General features: G+C 63.2%; 17 protein-coding genes. 8 read left to right on the top strand and 9 right to left on the bottom strand.

The window, feature by feature from the left end; translation table 11 throughout:
• The first annotated feature begins 93 nt into the window (after window positions 1-93).
• From B3R00_RS08005 to B3R00_RS07990, 4 genes are all read left to right on the top strand, one after another.
• Entirely contained in the window at window positions 94-1,242 is a 1,149-nt protein-coding gene (locus B3R00_RS08005; RefSeq protein WP_286998536.1) for an HPP family protein, read from the top strand.
• A gap of 251 nt (window positions 1,243-1,493) precedes the next feature.
• Entirely contained in the window at window positions 1,494-2,918 is a 1,425-nt protein-coding gene (gene guaD / locus B3R00_RS08000) for a guanine deaminase (protein WP_286998535.1), read from the top strand.
• Between the two features lie 130 nt (window positions 2,919-3,048).
• On the top strand, window positions 3,049-4,416 hold the full coding sequence (locus B3R00_RS07995; RefSeq protein WP_286998534.1) for a uracil-xanthine permease family protein: 1,368 nt from the start codon (window positions 3,049-3,051) through the stop codon (window positions 4,414-4,416).
• A gap of 190 nt (window positions 4,417-4,606) precedes the next feature.
• Window positions 4,607-5,200, top strand: coding sequence for a hypothetical protein (locus tag B3R00_RS07990; protein ID WP_286998532.1), 594 nt, complete (start codon window positions 4,607-4,609; stop codon window positions 5,198-5,200).
• A 75-nt stretch (window positions 5,201-5,275) separates the two neighbouring features.
• Here the strand turns inward: B3R00_RS07990 and B3R00_RS07985 are convergent, their stop codons facing one another.
• The 4 genes from B3R00_RS07985 to hglS all read right to left on the bottom strand — a co-directional run bounded on the left by B3R00_RS07985 (window position 5,276) and on the right by hglS (window position 9,264).
• Window positions 5,276-5,980: a riboflavin synthase subunit alpha gene (locus B3R00_RS07985; RefSeq protein WP_286998531.1), complete on the bottom strand. Its 705-nt coding sequence runs from the start codon at window positions 5,978-5,980 to the stop codon at window positions 5,276-5,278.
• Window positions 5,981-6,067: 87 nt separating this feature from the next.
• Complete coding sequence (locus B3R00_RS07980; protein ID WP_219162927.1) at window positions 6,068-6,469, bottom strand: diacylglycerol kinase; 402 nt, start codon at window positions 6,467-6,469, stop codon at window positions 6,068-6,070.
• 87 nt (window positions 6,470-6,556) lie between these two features.
• Window positions 6,557-7,810: a PLP-dependent aminotransferase family protein gene (locus tag B3R00_RS07975; RefSeq protein ID WP_286998529.1), complete on the bottom strand. Its 1,254-nt coding sequence runs from the start codon at window positions 7,808-7,810 to the stop codon at window positions 6,557-6,559.
• A 50-nt stretch (window positions 7,811-7,860) separates the two neighbouring features.
• On the bottom strand, window positions 7,861-9,264 hold the full coding sequence (gene hglS / locus B3R00_RS07970) for a 2-oxoadipate dioxygenase/decarboxylase HglS (protein WP_286998527.1): 1,404 nt from the start codon (window positions 9,262-9,264) through the stop codon (window positions 7,861-7,863).
• A 206-nt stretch (window positions 9,265-9,470) separates the two neighbouring features.
• On the opposite strand from hglS, the gene B3R00_RS07965 reads away from it, so the two are divergent.
• A complete protein-coding gene (locus B3R00_RS07965) occupies window positions 9,471-10,409 on the top strand; it encodes a LysR family transcriptional regulator (protein WP_286998525.1) in 939 nt (312 codons plus the stop codon).
• 21 nt (window positions 10,410-10,430) lie between these two features.
• On the opposite strand, the gene B3R00_RS07960 is transcribed toward B3R00_RS07965, so the two are convergent.
• From B3R00_RS07960 to B3R00_RS07945, 4 genes are all read right to left on the bottom strand, one after another.
• Window positions 10,431-11,396: a Bug family tripartite tricarboxylate transporter substrate binding protein gene (locus B3R00_RS07960; RefSeq protein ID WP_286998523.1), complete on the bottom strand. Its 966-nt coding sequence runs from the start codon at window positions 11,394-11,396 to the stop codon at window positions 10,431-10,433.
• Window positions 11,397-11,603: 207 nt separating this feature from the next.
• Entirely contained in the window at window positions 11,604-12,500 is an 897-nt protein-coding gene (locus B3R00_RS07955) for a transporter substrate-binding domain-containing protein (protein WP_286998522.1), read from the bottom strand.
• Between the two features lie 257 nt (window positions 12,501-12,757).
• A complete protein-coding gene (locus B3R00_RS07950; protein WP_286998521.1) occupies window positions 12,758-13,642 on the bottom strand; it encodes a hypothetical protein in 885 nt (294 codons plus the stop codon).
• 149 nt (window positions 13,643-13,791) lie between these two features.
• A complete protein-coding gene (locus B3R00_RS07945; RefSeq protein ID WP_284213004.1) occupies window positions 13,792-13,971 on the bottom strand; it encodes a hypothetical protein in 180 nt (59 codons plus the stop codon).
• 306 nt (window positions 13,972-14,277) lie between these two features.
• On the opposite strand from B3R00_RS07945, the gene B3R00_RS07940 reads away from it, so the two are divergent.
• Together B3R00_RS07940 and B3R00_RS07935 are read left to right on the top strand one after the other, a co-directional pair.
• A complete protein-coding gene (locus B3R00_RS07940) occupies window positions 14,278-14,943 on the top strand; it encodes a DUF2760 domain-containing protein (protein ID WP_286998519.1) in 666 nt (221 codons plus the stop codon).
• A gap of 3 nt (window positions 14,944-14,946) precedes the next feature.
• Window positions 14,947-16,923, top strand: coding sequence for an Hsp70 family protein (locus tag B3R00_RS07935; protein WP_286998518.1), 1,977 nt, complete (start codon window positions 14,947-14,949; stop codon window positions 16,921-16,923).
• A 406-nt stretch (window positions 16,924-17,329) separates the two neighbouring features.
• Here the strand turns inward: B3R00_RS07935 and B3R00_RS07930 are convergent, their stop codons facing one another.
• Window positions 17,330-18,028 (bottom strand): FRG domain-containing protein, encoded by a 699-nt coding sequence (locus B3R00_RS07930; protein ID WP_286998517.1) that lies wholly within the window; start codon window positions 18,026-18,028, stop codon window positions 17,330-17,332.
• A gap of 547 nt (window positions 18,029-18,575) precedes the next feature.
• On the opposite strand from B3R00_RS07930, the gene B3R00_RS07925 reads away from it, so the two are divergent.
• On the top strand, window positions 18,576-21,479 hold the full coding sequence (locus tag B3R00_RS07925; protein ID WP_286998516.1) for an Hsp70 family protein: 2,904 nt from the start codon (window positions 18,576-18,578) through the stop codon (window positions 21,477-21,479).
• Window positions 21,480-21,613 lie beyond the last annotated feature (134 nt).

The raw sequence follows: 21,613 nt of genomic DNA, 5'->3' as shown, positions 1-21,613 counted from the left end.
CTGCGGTGCTTGCACCAATGCACCACCTACCACCTGCCCGCACCGCTGCGGGCTGACCCCGCCTTCGGGCGGGGTTTTGTCGTTTGGAATGTCATGCAATTTGGAAATGGATGGAAACCTGTCGTGGCGCCTGCTGCCCGGCTGGATGTGCTGCGCGTAGGTTTGGGTGCGGTATTGGGGCTGGCAATCGCCGCCGTAATGGTGCAATTGGCGCTGTGGCGTGGCGTGCAAGGCGGATGGGCCTTGTTTGCCCCCTTGGGGGCTACGGCGGTGCTGGTGTTTGCCGTGCACACGGGCCCGCTGTCACAGCCGTGGTCCTGTGTGGTGGGCAATACCGTCTCGGCCCTGTGGGCCTTGCTGGTGGTGGCCTGCTGGCCCTCGCCGGCGCCGGACTGGCTGCTGCCTGCGGTGGCGGTCGGCGGGGCGGTAGCTGGCATGCAACTCACGCGCGCCCTGCACCCGCCAGGGGGGGCGGTGGCTTTGCTGCTGGTGCTGGAAGCCCAGCACGGCGTACACCACAGCTGGAGCTATGCCTTCTTGCCGATTGGTCTGCTGACGCTGGCCCTGGTGCTGGTGGGGGTGGCCTACCACCACGCCTGGGGCAAACACTATCCCTTGCAGGTGGCGGCGCCCCAAGCTGCGGGCAAGAAAGAGCTGCACTTGCAGTCCGATGGGTTGTCGAACGCAGATCTGCAAGCCCTGCTGGCACGTTTTGACCAAGACTACAACCTGACACCGCAAGAGCTGGGGCAATTGGTGCGTGCGGCCGAGGAGCAGGCCATCTCCCGGCGCTTGGGGAGCGTCACCTGTGCACAGGTGATGACGGCTGCGCTGTGGACCTGCAGGCCCACGGACGATGTGGACAAGCTGGCGGCGCAGTTTCGGCAACACCCCATCAAAAGCTTACCGGTGACTGATGCGCAGGGGCGCTTGCTGGGTGTGGTGGCACGCAATGCATTGTTTGACTGGCTGTGGCAGCAGCAACCGCATGCCCGTCACAAGCACCCGCGCAGCATCTGGCGGCTGTGGGGGCGAAAACCTGCGGCGACAGCGTCTGTACATGCGGCAGCGCTGATTGAGGACGCGCCACTGAGTGTGGAAGACCATACCCCGGTGCTGCACCTGCTGGAGACCTTGTCCCAACACAGCGTGCCTTTTGTTGCGGTGCTGCGCCAGGGCAAGCTGGTGGGCATTCTGACGCGTACCGATGTCATGCGCATTCTGATGGAGCTGGCTTTGTAACGCCCTGGGTTGGTGGTGGGCCCTGCGGTGCAGGTGCTGTGTGGAATGGCTCCCGTGTGCAGCGCTTGCTGCAGGAACCCAATGGCCGGTTATGGGCAAGCCGGGCCGTGTCTGCAAGCCACCCCTGGCACTGGGTACATTCCACGCTGTCGCACCCAGGTTTGAAGGCATGGGTGCATTGTTTTTTGTGCACCTTGTCAGCGGCAGGGTGCTTTGCTTGCAGGGGCAGCTTGGCTGCCCCGTGATTGCCCATGACTTTGTTTGCTTCCCCGCCTGCGGCTGCCCCAGCAGCTTGTGATGTGTCTGCCCCCTGGGCGCTGCAGTGCACGGCCTTTGATGCGCCTGCATCCAACCAGTTGCGGGTGCAGGCCGATGTACTGGTCTGTGTGAATGCGCAGGGCGTGATTGAGGCGGTGCTGCAGCAGGGCGACCCGCGCCGGCAGGCTGCGCAAGCCGCCCATGCGGCTGCCGGTACGCTGCGCAGTCTGCCGGCTGGCAGCTACCTGCTGCCCGGCATGGTGGATTTGCATGTGCATGCCCCCCAGTGGCCGCAAAACGGCAAAGCGCTGGATGTGCCGCTGGAAGTTTGGCTGCAGGACAACACCTTCCCGCTGGAGGCGCGCTACCGCGACCCCACGTTTGCCCAGCGCGTGTACGACGTGGTCGTGCCTACGCTGCTGGCCAACGGCACCACCACAGCCATGTACTTTGGCACCGTGGACAACGCGGGCAACCAGGTGCTGGCCGAGCGCTGCCTGGCCCACGGCCAGCGCGCGCTGGTGGGCAAGGTGGCCATGGATGAGCCCACGCAGTGCCCACCGTATTACAAAGACGCCAGTGCGGCCCATGCCGTGGCCGACACCCAAGCCTTTATGGACTGGCTGCGTGCCCACCCTGCTAACGCGCAGCAGCGCGTGCTGCCCGTCATCACCCCGCGCTTTATTCCGTCTTGCACCGACGCGCTGTTGCAAGGCCTGGGCGATCTGGCCCAGCGCACCGGTGTCCATGTGCAAACGCATTGCTCCGAAAGCGACTGGGCCCATGGCCATGTGCTGGCGCGCACCGGCACCACCGATGCGCATGCGCTGCACCGCTTTGGTCTCATGACGCGCCGCACCGTGGTGGCCCATGCCAACTTTCTAACGCTCGAGGACGTGGCGCTGATGGCGCGCACCGGTGCTTCGGTGGCGCATTGCCCGCTGTCCAACTTCTACTTTGCCAACAGCGTGTTTCCCGCACGCACGGGCCTGCAGCAACAACTGGGTATGGGGCTGGCTACCGACATTTCGGGCGGCTACAGCCCCAGCATGTTCGATGCCTGCCGCCATGCAATGACGGCGGCGTTGGCGCTGCACGAAGGCACCGACCCCGACCAGCCCAGCAGCGCGCGCGGTCGCGCCGCCCAAGGCCGCCCCGCCAGGATTGACCATGTGTTTGCGCTGTGGCTGGCCACAGCCGCAGGGGGGCAGGCGCTGGATTTGCCGATTGGCCGTATTGAGTCCGGCTACGCCATGGATGCCATCGCCGTGGATTGCCTGGCGCCGGATTCCAATATCTGGCTGTGGGCGGGCGAGGACAGCGACGCCGATGTGCTGCAAAAAATCATGCACAACGCCACCCGCGCCAATGTGGCGCAGGTGTGGGTGCAGGGGCAGCAAGTCCACGCACGCACCTGATACGTACCAGCGGGTGTCGCAGCCTTGGCCCGCCGCCTTTTTGGCCTGTTTGGATAGTGCTGTATGGGCCTAGCCACTGCGCCTATCCCCAATTTCCTCGTTTTCTTTTTGCCCTTTCGCCCTGTCTGCCATGAACGACCCCCACACCGCTTACGAAGGGCATCTGATTGCCCGCCCCGAAGACCGTGTCACCTTCTCCAAAGCCTTGTTGCTGGGCCTGCAACACGTCATGGCCATGGATGTGTACGTGGTGCCCTTCATCATTGCCTCTGCGCTGGCGCTGTCACAGGCCGATGCAGCGTCCTTCATCCAGTCCACGTTTTTGGCGGCGGGCATTGGCACCATCATTCAGACCGCATGGTGCATGCGCATGCCGGTGGCCCAAGGGCCGTCCTACATTCCGCTGGGCGCCATTTTGGCGATTGCGTTTGCTGCAGGCGGCGGTTACGCCGGCTTGGGCACCGTGTTCGGTGCGCTGATTCCTGGTGCGCTGCTGGTCATGCTGCTGGGCATGACCGGCGGGTTTCACCGCCTGGTGCGCTGGCTGGTGCCGCCGATTGTGGGCGGCACCATCATCTTGGTGGTGGGCTTGTCGCTGCTGCCGATTGCGCTGACGGCCAATGTGTTCAACGTGCACGGTGGCACCACGCTCAACCAGTCGCTGCTGCTGGCCGCTACATCGGCAGTGCTGCTGATTGTGGCCATGATGCTGGGCCTGCGCTGGAACAACCGTCTGGGGCTGTGGATGCGTGTGTCGTCCGTGGTGATTGCGCTGGTGGGCGGCACCTTGGTGGCCTGGGCCATGGGCCTGTTTTCGTGGAGCAGCATTGCCGCGGCGCCCTGGTTCACGTTGCCCAAGCTGGTGGGGGTGGACTATGCCCTGCACTTTTCGCTGCCCGCCATCCTGACTTTTGTGGTGATTTACCTGGTGGTGATTGCCGAAACCACCGGTACCTGGTTTGCCGTGTCGGCGGTCATCGACCAGCCCATCACCGACCAGCAGCTGGACCGTGGCGCGGTGGGCGAAGGCCTGAGCTGCGGCGTGGCCGCGCTGGTGGGCGGCACCCCCGTCACCGGTTACTCCACCAATGCAGGCGTGATCTCCATCACTGGCGTGGCCAGCCGCATGGTGTTTATCGCAGCCGGGCTGGTGCTGGTGGGTCTGGGCTTTTTGGGTAAATTCTCGGCGGCGATTGCGGCCATTCCTTCGTCGGTGATTGGCGGTATGTTTGCTGTGGTGTGCATCACCATTGCCATGGCGGGTATCCGTATCCTGCGCCATGTGCATCTGGATGAACGCGCCATGCTGGTGGTGGGGGTGCCCATCATCTGCTCGTTTTTTGCCACCTTGGCGCCCAAGGAGTGGGTGGCTTCGCTGCCTGACATGCTGCAGTACCTGCTGGGCTCGGCGGTGACCATCGGCGCCATGGCGGCCATGGTGCTCAACCAGATCCTGCCGCGCGCTGCGAGCGATCGCGCGCCCAAGTCCCAGGCTTAAGCGCTGCGCTGGCGCGCTGAACGCACGCCGCCCCTCCGGCACCAGCACAGCGCCTGCCAATCAGCATGTTGGTGGTGGTGCTGTTGTGGCGGCACTTCAACGTACCGGCGGGTACTGCCTTTACACAGCGCGGTAGCGATGGGGGCGTGAAGCCGGTAGAGTGGCGCACTCTTTTAGCCTTCCTTGGGTCATGTCTCGCAAACCTTCCGCCCCACCCACACCCGACAGCTTTGATGCTTTCTTGCAGCCTTCCGATGTAGAGCAGATTTACATCGTGCTGTCGCTGGCCAAGCAGTCCCACGGCAATGATCTGGCACGTGGCATGCAGGCCCTGCTGGAGCTGCCCGCCGCATTCGCCCGCCAGGCGGTGGCGCACCAAGACCGCATTGCCAAGCGCCATTACGGCATTGCCACGCTGTTTGGTGTGATTGTGCTGGCCATGGGCTATGTGATGTACCAAGCGTTCACCACGCCGGGCGTGGGCTTGCCGGGGCTGCTGCTGCCTGCGGCCATGGCCTGTTTTGCGGCCTGGCGCATGGAGCGCTCCGTGCACCGGGGGCGCCAGGGCAATCTGCTGCTGCTGCGCCTGCTGGATGCGCTGGACGGTCAGCCCTACAGCTACGACGCAGCCGCTTTCACGGCGTTTATGGCGCAGCACCCCGCATTGCACGCGGCCCAGCCGCCGCAGCAAATGGCCCTGAAAGATTTGGCACGCTTGAAGTTCGACGAACTGGCGCAGCGCGGGCAGGCGGCGCAGCTTGAGCCGCATGTGAAAAATAAATAGCAGCTAGCGCTCATCAAAAAAGGACTTCAGAGTGTTTTGTCTCTGAAGTCCTTTTTTATTCAGCGCAGGCAGCTCTTATTTTTTAAGCACTGGCACATCCACAAAATCATCCAGGCGCAGGCCTTTCTCGGCCAGCAGCGCCTCCAGCACGGGCTTGAGCTTGCCCAGACTGGCTTGTACGGTTTCGCGCACCGTGTCTACCACTACCTGCGTGCTGCGTTCGATTTCGATGTTGACCTCATCGCCCACGCGCTTGTGGCCAAACACGGTCATGCGCAGGGTTTCAGGAATCAGCCACACCTCAAACCAGCCTTCTTGGCGGCTGACTTCCGCCACCGTCAGGCTGGCGCCATTGATGGCGATATAGCCTTTGGCAAACACATAGGGGCGAAAGGCCTCGGGAATGCCAAAGCGAATCTTGTGGTTGGTGTCGGTGTGCAGCACCTGCAGCACGGGCGCGGTGAAATCCACATGACCCGACAGCGGGTGGCCGCCAATCTCTGCACCGTCTTTGGCAGCGCGCTCCACGTTCAGCACATCGCCCACCTGGCAGCGGCCCAGCGTGGTGATGTTCAGGCTCTGCTGCATCACATCAAAGGTGGCGCGCGTGGGGGAGAGCAGCTCGGTCACCGTCAGGCACACGCCATCGTGCGAGACGCTGGCGCCAATGGCCAGGTCCTGGCAAAAGCCTTCCGGGAATTGCATGGTGAAGGTACGCAGACCGTCTTGGTCGTGCAGCGCGGCAATCGTTGCCACGGCTTGGATGATGCCGGTGAACACGGGGTGAAGCCCTCAATCAAACAGTGAAAACAAAGGTTTGGGCGCAGTGTAAGGCGCGCTGTGGCACAGCAAGATGTGTACGGGCAATCAGGCTACAAAGCGCTGGTACAGCGCCGCAGCCCACACACCGCCGCACAGCAGCAGGCACAGCAGCACGGCGCCGCTGCCCACGTCTTTGGCCATTTTGGACAGGGCATGCCACTCGGGGCCAATCCGGTCAATCGCCGCTTCAATGCCGGTGTTGAGCAGCTCGGCCACCAGCACCAGCACCACCACGGCAGCCAGCAGCGCGGTTTCTACCCAGGTCTGCCCTAGCCAAAAGCTGGCAGGCACCAGCACCACGGCCAGCAGTGTCTCTTGCCGAAAGGCGGCAGATTCTTGGATGGCGGCGACCAGCCCTTCCACGGAATAGCGCCCGGCGTGCCAGATGCGCGAGAAGCCGCGGCGTTGCTTTTGAATGTTGACAGGTTCGGTGGTGGGGGTGGGCATAGCGCAGTCCAAAGCAAAAAAAATCGCCACCCGCTGGTGGTGCTGTGGCGATTGTAGAAACTCTGGGCTGGGTCTGGGTGCCCAGCGCTAGGCGGATTGCGCCTGCAGGGCGGCGCGGCTCAGGCGTTGCACGGCCTCGGCCATGTCCTGCGCCTCGGTAGCGGCGAAGGACAGGCGCAGCGCGTGTCTCTCTGCAGCGTCAGGGTAGAAGGCTTTGCCCGGTACATAGAGCACCCCGTGCTGCACGGCCGCCTCAAACAAGCGCTGCGGTGCGATGTGGGGCGCAATGTCGGCCCAGACAAACATGCCGCCTGCAGGCATGGTGCAGCGCAGGGGCTGATCGGGGATGGCATTCAAGCCCTGCACCAAGGCATGCATGCGCCGTTGGTACTCGGCGCGGGCGCGCTGCACCGTGGGCGCGTAGCGGCCGCTGTGCAAATAGCTGGTGGCCACCATCTGCGCCATGGGCGAGGTGCATAAATCCACGGTTTGCTTGGCCACTGCGCAGCGGCGCAGCAAGGCCTGGTCTGCCAGCATCCAGCCAATGCGCAGTGCCGGGGCCACGGTTTTGGACAGGCTGGAGAGGTAGACCACCGGGTTGCGCCCGGCAGGGGCCAGGTGCGCGGCCATGCTGCGCAATGTGGCGGGTGTGCCGCTGGCCGTGTCCTGTGCGTGGGTAAAGTGCAGTTCGCCATAAGGGTCGTCTTCCACGATCCAGAAGCCGTATTGCAGGGCCAGCTGCACCAAAGCCTGGCGGCGCTGGCCACTGAGCAAACTGCCACGCGGATTGGAGAAGTTGGGCACGGTATAGAGCAGCTTGGGGCGCTGCGCAGCAGGCATCTGCGCCAGCAGTTCGGCCAGTGCATCGGTGTGCAGGCCGTCGGCATCCATGGGTACGCCCACAATGTTTGCTTGGGCCAGGCGTAGGGCTTGCAGGGTGGCGGGGTAGGCGGGCACTTCCACCAAGGCGGTGTCGCCGGGCTGCAGCAGCACGCGCACCAGCAGGTCAAAGGCCTGTTGCGAGCCCGTGGTCACCAACACATCCGGCGCGCTGGCTGTCATGCCGCGCGCTTGCGCTTGCTGCGCCAAGGCATCGCGCATGGCAGGCAAGCCTTCGGTGGCACCGTATTGCAAGGCGCTGATGCCTTGGCCCATGGCGTGGCTGGCAGCCTGTGCCAGGCCTTCGGCATCCAGCAAACTGGCCGAGGGGTAGCCGCCCGCCAGGGACATCATGCCGGGGCGACTCAGAAGTGGAAACAGCTCCCGAATCGGGGAGCCGGCGGGCTCGGCAAACAGCGGGGGAAAAGCCGCCAGCGGCGTGAGGGTGGGCGTGGTGTTCATGCGGACCAAAAATTGAGCCCACGGCGGGTGGTGCCGTGGGCGTTGCGGGATCAGGCCGTCACACCCTGCCAGGCAGCGCGCACTTGCGCCATGGAGCGCTCCTGGGCTTGCGCGTACAGCGCAATCTCATCGTGCACCTGGGCGCCCAGTGCCGCTTCAAACACTTGCTGCGCGGCATTGGCTTGGTAGTGCTTTTGCTCGTCGCCGCCCAGGTTGGATTGGAAGATGCCTGCGGCGCTGACTGGCAAAAAGTCTTCGTAAGTAATTGGTTCTGCCTGCACCAAGCCCTGAGCAATCAGGGCCTCCCAGTCGGCCGTGCTCTGCGGGAGCTGGGCCGGTGCCGGGGCACCCGCAGGCACGCTGTAGCGGTAAAAAGCCAGACCCTGGCTGCGCAGTTGCACATGGGTGTCCGGGAATTGCGCAAATGCCTGCTCCAGGCGCGTGCTGTAGTCAGGCGCGGCACTGCCGGCGCTGCCCATGCTGCGCACCTGGGCCAGCAACTGGTCATACAGCGCACGGCCCTGGTGCGTCAGGGCGACGCCGCGTTGCTCAATTTCGCCAAAACGGGCGGTGTGTGCACCATTGCTGTCGCCTTGCGCATCGGTAAAGCGGATGGCTTCCTTGAGGGCTTTGAAGCTGGTTTGGCGCAACAAAATCGGGCAGCGGCGGCGTGGCGGGCCTTCCACCACCTCCTTGGCATCCATGCCGTGGGCAGGCATGCCTGCTTGCGCCGCATCAATATCCAGCGTGCGTGGCGTCAGGTGGTTGATGTGTGGGCCTTTGAAGCACACCACATCTGCAATCAAGCGGTGGGCTTTTTGCAGCGCATCGTAGGTGGCTGCATCCACGGTGGCATCGCTGTGCCAGCGGAACGTCTCCAGCGTTTCTTGCACAAATGCGTTGGCATCGGCATCGCTGAGGCCGCCTTGAGCTTCCGACTGCGCAATCAGCGCCAGTGCACGCGGGGTGAAGATGTGACGGCGCGCCAGAATGTCGCTGGCTTGCTGGCGCAAGTCGGGGTCGGCAATCAGCTCCAGGCGCAGCAGCGAGGTAAACACGCGAAACGGGTTGACGCGCAGTGCGGCATCGCTGATCGGGCGAAAAGCGGTGGAGTGCACAGGCACGCCTGCCACCGAGAGGTCGTAGTAACCCACGGGTTCCATGCCCATGACGGCAAACAAACGGCGCAGCGTGGCCAGCTCTTGCGCCGTGCCCACGCGGATGGCGCCGTGGCGCTCGATATCCAGGCGCTCCAGCTCCCCGGTGCGCACCATCTGGGCATGCAACTCGGCGTCTGCTTGCAGCGTCTGCTGGTTCACCTCGGCCACCAGCGCCACCAGGCTGCCGTATTGCGGCACTTCGGTGCGGTACATCTGGGACATGGCGCGTGAAAAACGGGTGCGAATTTCATCGCTGGAGACGAAAGCGGCGGTGGGGTGATGCGTGGCGCTCATGAGTAGGCAGTGGGAAAGACGGTGAAAAAGCAGGGTGCGCCAGCGCGCAGTGATCGTATTACTACGCATGGATGCCACCCCAATTCCAAGGCATGGTGGTGCAGGCTTTGACTTTGGTCAAACGATAATCTGGTGCCGATGTCATGCAAGCCAGGAATGACCTCGGATTCCTCCATGTTTGCCAGCACCTGGGTGCTGGGGTTTTTATGCAGCTATCCCGACGTTTTTTGCCCCCGATGTCTTTGTTGTGTGCGTTTGAGGCCTCTGCCCGCCACCAGAGCTTTACGGCTGCCGCTGCTGAGCTGCACCTCACGCAAAGTGCGGTCAGCCGCCAAATCCGCGCCCTGGAAGACCGGCTGGGCATAGATTTGTTTGTGCGCGAACGCCAGACAGTGCGCCTGAGCCCCGCCGGGCAGGCCTATGCCCAAGAAATTCGCGGTGCGCTGATGCGCATCTCCAATGCCACCTTGGGCTTGCGCACCAACCCGCAAGGCGGCAGCCTGAATTTGGCCATCTTGCCCACGTTTGGCACACGCTGGCTGGCACCGCGATTGCCGCAGTTTTTCAGCGCACACCCGGGCATCACCATCAACCTCACCACGCGCTTGTCGCAGTTTGACTTTCAGCTCGAAGCCGTCGATGCGGGCATCCACTTTGGCCTGCCACATTGGCCCGGCGCGGAGCTGGCGTTTTTGATGAGTGAAACCGTGGTGCCAGCCTGCAGCCCTGCAATGTGGGCGCAGCACCAGTTTGCCCAGCCGCAGGATTTGTTGCGGGCACCGCTGCTGCACCTGGCATCACGCCCCGACGCCTGGCACCGCTGGTTTGAGCACCAGGGCCACCCCACCAGCGAGGTGCCCGGCATGTTGTTTGACCAGTTCGCTACGGCAGCGCAGGCCGCTACTGCGGGCGTGGGCGTGGCGTTGCTGCCTTCGTTTTTGATAGCTCAGGAATTGGCCAGCGGAGAGCTGGTGCGCGCCCTGCCGCAGTTGCCTGAAATGGAAAGTGCCGAGCGCTATTACCTGGCCTGGCCCACCAGCCGCAGCGCTTATCCGCCCCTGCAGGCATTTCGCACCTGGATTCAAGCCTCGGCCAGCAGCTTTATGGCGCAGCATGTGCAAGGCCCAGCGACAGAAGCCCACTAGTAGCCCTGAGCGCGGTGCTGGCTAGATCCTGGTGCCAGCCTTTTGGATGATGGCTGCATTGCTGGCGCTTTCTTCGCGCAGCACTTCTTCAAACGTGGCTTGATCCTGTTGCAAGGCGATGTTGTCCGTAGCTTTGAGGATGGCTTGAATGTCATCGGTTTGCACCAACTCCTGCACCAGGGTGTTGATTCGCTGGACTACTTTTGCGGGTGTGCCAGCAGGCGCCATAAAGCCAAATAGCGAGGTCAGGTTGGCTTGGGGCGCGCCGAGTTCGGCTAAGGTTGGAATATCTGGGTGGCTGGGCGCGCGCTGTGGGCCGGTGGTGGCCAGAACGCGCAGCTTGCCTTGCTCAATCAGGCTGTTAATGGTGGAAAAAGGGTTGCCCAGCATCAGCTCAAAATGTCCGCCTACCGCATCGGTCACGATCTGCCCCACGCCCTTGTAAGGCACATGGGTGAACTGCAAACCCGTTTGGGCCTGTAACTGCTCCACCATGATGTGGCCAACCGAACCGATGCCTGATGTCGCAATCCGCACACTGCCCGGTTGTGCTTGGGCCTGCTGCAGCAAATCGTTCCAGCTCTTGCCCAAAAAGCTGCTGGTGGCCAGAACGTATACGGGTGAATACATCATGGGAGCCACCGCAACCACATCCTTAAATGGCTGGTAGGGCAGCTTCATCAGGTGGGGTGACAACGTGAGCGGGCTGATGGCACTGAGTGCCAGCGTATAGCCATCAGGTGCGGCCTTTGTCACGTCTGCCATGCCCAGCGTGCCGCCAGCACCTCCTTTGTTTTCCACAAAAAAGCTCTGGCCCAGCGCTTGTCCCATCTTTTCCACCAGCTTGCGGCCCACGCTGTCCGTGACACCTCCTGCTGCATAAGGAATCACTACGCGCACAGGCTTTTGGGGCCAAGCGCTTTGTGCCCAGACTTGGGGCAGGCCCAGTGCCAGCGCACTGGTACACAGGAAATGTCGACGATGCATCATGTTGATCTCGGTTCGGCAGCGACCGCGCTGTTGGGAGCGCTGTGTCCTGCCTGTGGATTCGACGCAAGACGGTGCCACAAGCGGTGGCCTATAGAAAGAAAGGGCGGCGTGTTGGCACGCGCTGGCAGCGCATGCGTGACGGTCATCTCTGAGGGCATTCAGCCACGCGGGGTTGGCAATGCTGCAATGCCCGCGTGGAGCGCCTTACAGGCTGTACGCTTCCAGCGGCTTGTCGTTGGGTGCTTGCAGCAGCTGCTTGAGGGTGTCACCCATGGGCAGGTTCAAAGACATGTTCTTGGGGGGAATCGGCTGCACAAACCACTTGTCATAGATCTGCGCCACTTCGCCCGACTTCATCATGCTGACCAGGGCATCGTCTACTGCTTTTTTGAAGCTGGGATCATCCTTGCGGAACAGCAGTGCAATCGGCTCGGAGCCCAGCACTTCGCCCACAATTTTGTAGCCCTTGGGGTCTTTGGAATTGGCAATCACACCGGCAAGCAAGTTGTCGTCCAGCACAAAGGCTTCGGCGCGGCCCGCTTCCAGCATCATGAAGCTCTCGAAGTGGTCTTTGCCCAGTTGGGTGGGCAAATTCACGTTGTGGTCCTTGGAAAACTTGCGCAGCAATTGCACCGCTGTGGTGCCTGCGGAAGCCGCCACGGTTTTGCCATCGAGCTGCTTGAACGAGGTGATGGGCGAGTCTGCCCGCACCGCCATGCGCACTTCGCTCACATAGGTGGTGACCGCAAACGACACCTGTTTTTGGCGGCTGAGGTTGTTGGTGGTGGGGCCACAGCCCATGTCCACCGTGCCGTTTTGCACCAGGGGCAATGTGTTTTGGGCCGTCATGGCCATGTACTCAATCTTGGCCTGGGGGGCGATGCGGGCCAGCACCTTCTCGCACAGTTCGACGTGGTAGCCCACAAACTGGGCATGAGAGCCCAGTGCGTACGCCATGGGTGCAGAGCTCTCGCGCACGCCAATCGTGACTTTGCCTTGTTGCTGAATTTTTTCGAGGGTGCTGCCAGTTTGGGCGTGCACGCTGAATGCCGAGGCCAAGGCGACACAGGCCAGGCTCCAGCGGGTGGAAAATTTCGTCATACCGATCTCCTTCGTGGTGTTATCAGCAATCTGCGTGCCAGGCACAGCAGATGCCGTCGTCGTCAAGGACTTGCGTCAACTATCTGGCAATTGGCGACGCAGGCATAACGATGAAACGGAAGGAGGTCATGCGGGGTGTGTATGACCTGGGGGTGACCCTAGGGTCGGGGAGATGCGGCCTTGCTGCGTGACCGCTGCGCAGCAGCCGCCGTCGTCCCCTATGGGTCTCAGGCTCACAGCACCCTGTTAGGTGCAGCTTAAGCCCCCTGCAAGCGGGCGTCTGCAGGCGCATCCCACCAGCCACTGACCAGCCCCTGCGGCTTGCGCAATGCGCGCACCCAGGCGCAATCGGGCCAAGCGGCTTGCTGCACATTCATGCCGGCAAACACGCCATAACCTTCACCGGCCACGATGTCGCCGTCGGCCTGCATGCTCTCGCCAGCGCGAATGCTGCAGGCGGCGCGGATATCGCCCAGCGCCTTGATGCCCCAGCCTGCCTGAATGTGGTTGCCGCAGTGCAGGCTGTCCTGCGTGGCAATGCCGTGGCCCGCCTCCAGCAGGCCTTGCACGTGGATGGCACCGCCCGCCCGCACGCCCTTGGCGCATTGCAGGCTGCCTTGCACCTCAATGCCTTGGCCCGCCACGGCTTCGCCGCTCAAGGTCACGTTGCCTGTGCAGCGCAACTCCCAGCCTGCGCGCACATGCTCGGCACGCATATCGTCCGCCACTTCCACACTCCACGCGGCCTTGACGCTGCCACCCGCTTGCAGCGTCTGGGCAAAGAGGGCGCCACCGCAGTGGATGTCTTCCTTGACCTCCAGCGTGCCCGCGCGAATGCCTGCCCCCACCTGCAGGCTGCGGCCCACCAGCAACTGGCCGGGCACACGCACATCGCCGCGCACGATCAGCGCGCCCGCAAACACAAAGTTATCGGCCTCCAAATGCTCCAGCTCCAGCACGGCATTGGTGCTGCCAAAGTTCTCCAGCAGCCAGCGTGCGTCGTCCACGCGGCCTGCAGCCACCTGGGTGTCCATGGCCGTCTGGTAGTCAGCGCCGCTCAGGTTGTTGCGCACAAACCAGCGATAGCCCATGGCACAGGGGTTTTTGCCGCGTAAAAAAGTCTGGGTCAGTTCCATGTCCATGGGTCAAGCTCGTCGGTTCCGGGGAGAAGGGGACGGACACGTGGCTGGGGCCTGGCTGCCAATGCAGACGTGGTGGGGCCAAGGTGCGCACATGCCCTTGCTGGGTGCAAGAGGTAGAGGCCGTGCGGAGGGGATGAAGGGGTGTGGTCTTACGCCTTCCGCACGGCGGCGGAAAGCATGGCGGTGACACCGCTGAGGCTGACGAAGGCGGTCGGAATGCCGTGGCGCTGGGCCTGCTGGCGGCGCAGCGCACGCGCACAGGCCTGTGGCGCCGCTGCCAAGGCAGAGCGGCGCAGACCAGCAGCAAAAGATGCGAGCGCGTGCAGCATAAGAAGGGGGAGAAGGGCCTGTGCGGCGGAAAAAATTACCGCCTGCAATTATGGCCAGTCCCCTAATCTGGCACGGCCAGGTGCGACATTCTTGCGGCGGCCAAGCCGCAGGCCTGCATGGCGGCAGATTCCTTGCTGCCGTGCAAGGCATCGGGCTTTGGTTAACATCGCTGCCTCCTGCGGGCGCGCGCCCGTGATGGCTGGGCGCACATGGTGCGCACCACCCTGCGCGCGCCACGCCCCCCTTTTTTTGCCTGCGTTGCGCGGTAGCGGCGCTGACGTGGGCAGGTCTTTTGAGACTGTCGTATGACCCAGAACACCCCCCCGTCCTTTTTCAGCCGCATCGCCATTGCGATCGGTAGTTTCTTTGCCATCCTCGGCAACGGCCGCCTGGCCGCCGATGTGGTGCGCGTGCGCGCGGGTGAAGCCTTGGCCGCCGATGTTGCCCCCAAGGAAATCCGCGTCGAAGTCCCCGTGGAAAAGATCGTCGAAGTCCGCGTGGAAGTGCCCGTGGAGAAAGTCGTCGAAAAAACGGTGGAACAGCGTGTCGAAGTCCCCGTTGAGAAGATCGTCGAAAAAACCGTGGAAGTGCCCACGCAAACCGCCGCCCTGCAGCTGCTGGGCCTGCTGCAGCGCGAAGCGCGCTTTGTGGACTTCATCCAGGAAGACGTTGCCCCCTATACCGATGCTGAAATTGGTGCCGCCGCCCGCGTGGTGCACGAAGGTTGCCGCAAGGTGCTGCGCGAGCACTTTGCGATCCAGCCCGTGCGCACCGAGGCCGAAGGCAGCCGCATCACCCTGCAAGCAGGGTTTGATGCCACCGCCGTGCGCTTGACCGGCAATGTGGTGGGCCAGGCCCCCTTCTCCGGCACCCTGGGCCACCGTGGCTGGCAAGTCACCGAAGTCAAGCTGCCCCAGCTGACCGATACCGCCGCCGCCCACGTCATCGCGCAAGCCGAAGTGGAGCTGTAAACCATGAATATGTTGGCTTCCATCGCCCAGTCGGGCCACGCGGCTGCAGCGGGCCAGGCAACTGCAAATACTGTAGCTGTTAGTGCAGATGCAGCAAGCGCTACAGGCCAAAATGGCTTGAAATCTGCCGCCGCCCAATACAGCATTGGTATTGACCTGGGCACCACGCACTGCGCGCTGTCCTTTGTCCACAAAACCGCCAGCGACGGCGAACAGGTGGTGCAGGGCGTGCTGGACATTCCCCAGCTCACCGCGCCCGGCAGCGTGGAGGCCAAGCCCCTGCTGCCGTCCTTTCTGTACCTGCCGCACGAGAGCGAGCTGACCGAGGCCGAGCGCACCCTGCCCGGCGCGCCCAGCGACTGCATCACCGGCGAATTTGCCCGCAGCCGCGGCGCGGCCACGCCCATCCGCCTGGTCAGCAGTGCCAAAAGCTGGCTGTGCCATCCCGGCGTGGACCGCCGCGCAGCGATCTTGCCGGCCGATGCGCCCGAGGAAGTCAGCCGCATCTCGCCGCTGACCGCCTCCACCCGCTATCTGGAGCACCTGCGCCGCGCGTGGGAGCAGGCCCACCCCGAGGCACCGTTTGCCCAGCAAGACATCACCGTCACCATCCCCGCCTCGTTCGACCCCGCCGCGCGCGAGCTGACGGCCGAGGCCTGCAAGGCCGCCGGTTTTGCCAATCTGACCCTGCTGGAAGAGCCGCAGGCCGCGCTGTACAGCTGGATTCAGGCCAGCGGCGGCCACTGGCGCAAACAGGTGCAGCATGGCGACGTCATCCTGGTGGTGGACGTGGGCGGTGGCACCACCGACCTCTCGCTGATTGCCGTGCTGGAGCGCGATGGCAACCTGGCGCTGCAACGCATTGCCGTGGGCGAGCACATTCTGCTGGGTGGCGACAACATGGACCTGGCGCTGGCCTATGGCGTGGCGCGCAAGCTGGCGCAAGAGGGCAAGCCGCTGGACGCGTGGCAGACCCGCGCCCTGGCCCACGGCTGCCGCGCCGCCAAGGAGCAATTGCTGGCCGATGCCAACCTGCCATCCGTGCCCGTGGTCGTGCCCAGCCGGGGCAGCAAACTGATTGGCGGCAGCATCCGCACCGAAGTCACGCGCGATGAAGTGCTGGCTCTGCTGGTCGAAGGCTTCTTCCCCAAGGTCAAGGTCAGCGACAAGCCCCAGACCCGCGCGCGTGCCGCGCTCACGCAGCTGGGCCTGCCCTATGCGCAGGACGCCGCCGTCACGCGCCATCTGGCCGCCTTCCTGACGCGCCAAGTGCATGCGCTGGCCGAGATTGAGGGCCTGAACATCGATCAGGTGCAAGGTTCTACCTTCCTGCACCCCACCGCCATCCTGTTCAACGGCGGTGTGCTCAAGGCCCCGCAGATCGAGCAGCGCATTCTGGAAGTCATCAACGGCTGGCTGGACGACGAGGCCTGCGAGCCCGCCCGCCTGCTGGACGGCGCCAACCTGGACCTGGCCGTCGCCCGTGGCGCGGCCTACTACGGCCACATCACCACCACCGGCCGCGGCGTGCGCATCCGTGGCGGCACGGCCCAGTCGTACTACGTGGGCGTGGAAAGCAACATGCCCGCCATCCCCGGCATGGAGCCACCCATCTCCGCCCTGTGCCTGGCCCCGTTTGGCATGGAAGAAGGCACGGCCACTGCCGTGCCTGACCTGGAGCTAGGCCTGGTCGTGGGCGAACCCGTGCGCCTGCGCTTCTTTGGCTCCTCCGTGCGCCGCACCGACACCGTGGGCACCATGCTGGACTTCTGGGGCCCCGAAGAGCTGGTCGAGTTGCAAGAGATTGAGCTGAACCTGCCTGCTGCGGGCCGTGCCGCTGGCGAGGTGGTGCCGGTGACGCTGGAAGCCCGCGTGGCGGACATCGGCACGCTGGAGCTGAATGCGGTGCCGGTCGGTGGCAGCGAGCGCTGGAAGGTGGAGTTGGATGTGCGTGCGGAGACTACTTCCGACGAGGGGTAAGCGGCCTCGTCGCTCACCGCTGGTGAAAAGTTGTTTTCAAAGCCTGCTGGCCGATGGTTAGTGGGCTTTTTTATTGGTGTTTTTAGGTTCTGGCGCTGATTTGGCAAGCGCTGGCAGCTATTTTTATTTCTTGTTTTGCGCTTCTGCTGCGTGTTTGTTGACAGAGGCCGGTTCGTCGCCCCGGCGGGCGAGTAACTTTCTTGTCCGCGACAAGAAAGTTACCAAAGAAGCGCGTCTGCCGACGGCTCTCCGGCGGAACTCACTGCGCGCTTGCAGCGCTCCGTTCAAACAGCCGCCGAAAATATGAAGGACTTCCACGAAGTGGGGCGCGACGCTTGCGCGCGCTATTAGTGCTCCAAGCTGGGATATCTATTAGTAACAAAGCCTGGGGCTTATATGCCCATTTCTAGAACTGTTCCTGTTCAGGAGTTGGGAAGTTCCAATACTCTCGCGTTTCAATAGTCCAATTTATATGATTTGATATTCCATCAAGATCTGGGAATAGTGTCGCTTCATTAATTCCATAATAAGAAAGCTGAGATCGCAAAGTTTTTCGATAGCTTTCGCATATACGGATTTCTTCTAAGTCGATGATTCCAGGATCACTTTTTGAAAGAGATTCTTGAGGGTTAGGATGAATGCTAAAAATTCCACTTTGATTTGTGATACGGTTTGCAATTCTATTTGCTCTAAAAATTGCAAGCTTTGGATAAGCTTCAGGCGTAATGCTGCGGTCATGTGGAACAGTCCATCGGAATTTGGATGCATAGACAACAGCATCACCTGGAAGTTGGTCGCGAACCGCGAAAAAACAAGCGACTAGAGGGTTGCTGCTCCAATCTAGGAGTCTAGTTGCAAGTCCATGATGTTGGGCTACCGAAAGCCATTCCCATTCATCTTGTGGACGGTTTTTAATATAAGAAATAGCTTGTCTTTTCCAAGTTTGGAAAACGATACTGTCATTTAACTGGTTGTAAGGATGTCTGCCGGCCTTTGGTAAAAGGTTCCAGTCACAGCTGGCATGACCGCGAAAAAGCCAGCGTTTATCTGCACGATATTTATCTAATTTGATATGAAGTTCTTCAAAAGAGGTAATTTTTGACATTTTTAAATGTAGTTACGATTTATATTTGATTTTTTGGGGATTTATTAATTATCATTTCAAATAAGGATTTGATTTCTTAATACTTTCAAAAACTACAGATGACACTATGTCTGTATGGCGTATTTTTTGCAAATTCCCTTCTACCCGTGCCGAGGCGCACAGCCCCAGCCGGGAACAGCCAGACGCGCTGTTTGAGCCTGCTTTAGCAGGCGAGTTTGCGGCTGGCCCGGCTGGGGCGAGCACCGCAGGTTGCCCGGAGCGCAGCGCAGGGACACGGGCAGCAGGGTGTGCTTCTTTGCTTACTTTCTTGCACAAGCAAGAAAGTAAGGCCCTGCCGGGGGCAGCCCGGCCAGCAAAACCTAAAACAACAATAAGCAACAAATAAGCACCTAGCGCTTATCCAGCAAGCACCCCCAGCTCACATTCTTGAAAAGAACGTTTCACCCATCACCGCCCCTGCAGGGCAAAAGTCACCGCCCCCCACGCGTTGTCACCGCTTGATACGATCAAGCCCCTCCGGCTTTCCTCGCCCCCGCGTTGATTTTTCATGACTGCACTGACCGCCTCTCCCACCTACGTTGTTGGCATTGACCTGGGCACCAGCCACACCGTCGTTGCCAGCGTGCCGGTGGGTGGTGCGGCGGCAGATATTGCGTTGTTACCCATTCTCCAGCGCAGCGCTGTGGGTGAGGTGGTGGCGCAGCCGCTGCTGCCTTCGGTGCGCTACCAGGCCGCGCAGGGGGAGTTGGGTGAGGCGTGGCTGCAACCCTGGCCGCCACAAGGTGCCAGCCCCGAGGCCCCCGCCGTGATTGGTCGCTGGGCGCGGGAGTTGGGCGCGGCGGTGCCGGGGCGCTTGGTGGCCAGCGCCAAAAGCTGGCTGTCGCACACGGGGGTAGACCGCACGGCGGCCATCTTGCCCTGGGGCGCGGGGGATGAGGTGGCCAAGGTGTCGCCGCTGGCCGCGTCGGCCTCGTACCTGGCGCATGTCAAAGCCGCTTGGGATGCGGCGCACCCCGGCGCCCCTTTGCAGCAGCAAAGCGTGGTGCTCACGGTGCCCGCATCGTTTGACGAAGGCGCGCGCGCTTTGACGTTGGAGGCGGCGCAGTGGGCCGGCCTGCCGCAGGTGCAGTTGCTGGAAGAGCCCAAGGCCGCGTTCCACGACTGGTTGCTGCTGCAAGGCGCGCAACTGGCGCAGCAGTTGGCGGGCAGCCGCCTGGTGCTGGTGGTGGACGTTGGCGGGGGCACCACCGATTTGACGCTGATCCGCGTGGATGCTGCCGCAGACGGGGGCGTGCCCACGCTCACGCGCACAGCGGTGGGTGAGCATTTGATGCTGGGCGGCGACAACATGGATCTGGCGCTGGCCCACCAACTGGAGCCCGCATTTGCGGGCGCAGGCCAGCGCCTGCCTGCGCAGCGCTTTGCCCAGCTGGTGCAGCGCTGCCGCATGGCCAAAGAGCAGTTGCTGGCCGCCGATGCACCGGCGCAAGTCGGCATTACCTTGCTGGGCGGCGGCAGCCGGTTGCTGGCGGCCACGCAGACGGCCACGCTGACGCGTGACCAGGTGCAGCAGTTGGTGGTGGAAGGCTTTTTGCCCGCCGCGCAGATCACCGATGGGCCCACCAAACGCCAGGGCGCGCTGCGTGGTTTTGGGCTGCCGTACCCGGCCGATGCGGCCATCAGCCGCCATCTGGCGCAGTTTCTGCGCCAGCATGCAGACGGCGCACTGCCCGACACGGTGCTGCTCAACGGCGGCGTGTTCCACGCCCATGCACTGGTGCAGCGCCTGACGCAGCAGTTAGGGGATTGGCGCGGCAGCCCGGTGCGCGTGTTGCACAACCCGCACCCCGACTGGGCCGTGGCACGCGGTGCCGCCGCCTATGGGCTGGCACGGGTGCAGGCACAAGTGCCGCAGCAGGTGCCCCCAAGTTCCGAATCAAATCAGCCCCTGGAGCAGGCGCAGCAAGCGCCAGCAGCTATCAAAACGATCGTCCCGCACATTGGCGGTGGCGCAGCACGCAGCTATTGGCTGCTGCTGCCCGGCAAAGCAGGCGCAGCCCCCCAAGGTATTTGCCTGCTGCCGCGCGGTACCGAAGAAGGGGTGCGCATGGTGCTCAGCGGGCGGCGTTTTGCGCTCAAGCTGGGGCAGGCCGTGCGCTTTGTGTTGCTGGCCAACAGCCGCAGCAATCTGCCCGCCCAGGCCGGGCAGTTGCTGGCGCTGGAAGGCGAGGGCTGGGTGGAGCTGCCCCCGGTGGCCACGGTGCTGCCGGCCCTGCCAGGCAGCACGCAGACGCAGGTCGAAGTGCAGCTGCAAGCGTGCATGACCGAGGTGGGTACGCTGGAGGTGCGCTGCGTCAAGGTTGAGCACGGCGTGGCAGACCCTGCGCAATCGTGGTTGCTGCCGTTTGCGGTGCGCGGCGCGCTGGGCGGGCAAGAAGCTTCAGAAAGCGTAGCTGCCAGCGCAGATGCAGCAAGCGCTGAAGGCCAAAAAGGCTTGTCATCGCCAGCAGGCAGGCTGCCCGAAGCGGTGGCGCTGATCGACCGGGTGTTTGGCACGCAGGCACAGGCCGTGACAGCCAAGGAAGTGCGCCAGTTGCGCCACTCGCTGGAAAAAATCCTTGGCCCGCGCGAGGGCTGGGAGGTGGCGTTGCTGCGCGCCCTGTTCGACGCCTTGCTGGCACGTGCCAAGCGCCGCCGCCGCACGGCCGACCATGAGCGGGTGTGGTTCAACCTGGCGGGCTGGTGCCTGCGCCCCGGCGTGGGGGCCGAGCTGGATGCCTGGCGCATCACCCAGGTGTGGGCGCTGTACGGGCAAGGGCTGGGGCACGGCAAAGAGGCCGCCAATTGGACGGAGTGGTGGGTGTTCTGGCGGCGCGTGGCGGCGGGCCTGAACGAAGCGCAGCAAATGCAGCTGCTGGAAGACGTGGCGGGCCACATGCAAAAGGCTGTGCAGCAAACCGCGCGCAGTGGCGGCAAAAGCAGCCACGGCAGCTATGACGACATGCTGCGCCTGTTTGCCGCGATGGAGGCGGTGCCCTGGCAGTACCGCCAGGAAATGGGCCAGTGGATGTTGCAGCGCCTGCAGCGCCCCGATGAAACCGTGCAAACCTGGTGGGCCATTGGCCGCCTGGCGGCGCGCCAGTCGCTGGCTGCCAACGCCCATCTGGTGATGCCGCCCGAGGCAGCGCAGGAGTTTGTGCACGCTACGCTGGCGCAAGACTGGCGCAAGAACGAAACCGCCATGTTTGCGGCCGTGCAAATGGCGCGCATGACGGGTGACCGCGCCCGCGATCTGCCCGATGCCCTGCGCGCGCAGGTGCTGGAGAAAATGCGCGCCGCAGGTGCCCCAGCGCGCTGGCAGGAACTGGTAGAGCGCGTGGTGCCCATGCAGGCGCAAGACCAGCAGCGCAGCCTGGGCGACAGGCTGCCGCCGGGACTGGTGCTGCTGTAGCGGCCCTCCCGCTGAAGCTGACAATTCGCTGGCTGCGCCTGCGGCCATGGGGGCCGGTGGCGGCACGGCTCTTTATGATGCGGCGCATCCCTTCGCAGCGGGGAGCATGCCAGGAGACCCCGGGCCTTGCTGCC

It is taken from the genome of Comamonas sp. UBA7840, from assembly GCF_002501455.1.
Classification (GTDB): Bacteria; Pseudomonadota; Gammaproteobacteria; order Burkholderiales; family Burkholderiaceae_C; genus Comamonas; species Comamonas jiangduensis.
The sequence above is the reverse complement of the archived record's forward strand: the minus strand, read 5'-3'. Positions and strand labels throughout refer to the sequence as shown.

What these genes read in the sequence shown, in the direction of transcription:
- B3R00_RS08005 (WP_286998536.1), top strand. Translation starts at nt 94, where the DNA reads ATGCAATTTGGAAATGGATGGAAACCTGTCGTGGCGCCTGCTGCCCGG.
- guaD (WP_286998535.1), top strand. Translation starts at nt 1,494, where the DNA reads ATGACTTTGTTTGCTTCCCCGCCTGCGGCTGCCCCAGCAGCTTGTGAT.
- B3R00_RS07995 (WP_286998534.1), top strand. Translation starts at nt 3,049, where the DNA reads ATGAACGACCCCCACACCGCTTACGAAGGGCATCTGATTGCCCGCCCC.
- B3R00_RS07990 (WP_286998532.1), top strand. Translation starts at nt 4,607, where the DNA reads ATGTCTCGCAAACCTTCCGCCCCACCCACACCCGACAGCTTTGATGCT.
- B3R00_RS07980 (WP_219162927.1), bottom strand. Translation starts at nt 6,469, where the DNA reads ATGCCCACCCCCACCACCGAACCTGTCAACATTCAAAAGCAACGCCGC.
- B3R00_RS07975 (WP_286998529.1), bottom strand. Translation starts at nt 7,810, where the DNA reads ATGAACACCACGCCCACCCTCACGCCGCTGGCGGCTTTTCCCCCGCTG.
- hglS (WP_286998527.1), bottom strand. Translation starts at nt 9,264, where the DNA reads ATGAGCGCCACGCATCACCCCACCGCCGCTTTCGTCTCCAGCGATGAA.
- B3R00_RS07965 (WP_286998525.1), top strand. Translation starts at nt 9,471, where the DNA reads ATGCAGCTATCCCGACGTTTTTTGCCCCCGATGTCTTTGTTGTGTGCG.
- B3R00_RS07960 (WP_286998523.1), bottom strand. Translation starts at nt 11,396, where the DNA reads ATGCATCGTCGACATTTCCTGTGTACCAGTGCGCTGGCACTGGGCCTG.
- B3R00_RS07955 (WP_286998522.1), bottom strand. Translation starts at nt 12,500, where the DNA reads ATGACGAAATTTTCCACCCGCTGGAGCCTGGCCTGTGTCGCCTTGGCC.
- B3R00_RS07950 (WP_286998521.1), bottom strand. Translation starts at nt 13,642, where the DNA reads ATGGACATGGAACTGACCCAGACTTTTTTACGCGGCAAAAACCCCTGT.
- B3R00_RS07945 (WP_284213004.1), bottom strand. Translation starts at nt 13,971, where the DNA reads ATGCTGCACGCGCTCGCATCTTTTGCTGCTGGTCTGCGCCGCTCTGCC.
- B3R00_RS07940 (WP_286998519.1), top strand. Translation starts at nt 14,278, where the DNA reads ATGACCCAGAACACCCCCCCGTCCTTTTTCAGCCGCATCGCCATTGCG.
- B3R00_RS07935 (WP_286998518.1), top strand. Translation starts at nt 14,947, where the DNA reads ATGAATATGTTGGCTTCCATCGCCCAGTCGGGCCACGCGGCTGCAGCG.
- B3R00_RS07930 (WP_286998517.1), bottom strand. Translation starts at nt 18,028, where the DNA reads ATGTCAAAAATTACCTCTTTTGAAGAACTTCATATCAAATTAGATAAA.
- B3R00_RS07925 (WP_286998516.1), top strand. Translation starts at nt 18,576, where the DNA reads ATGACTGCACTGACCGCCTCTCCCACCTACGTTGTTGGCATTGACCTG.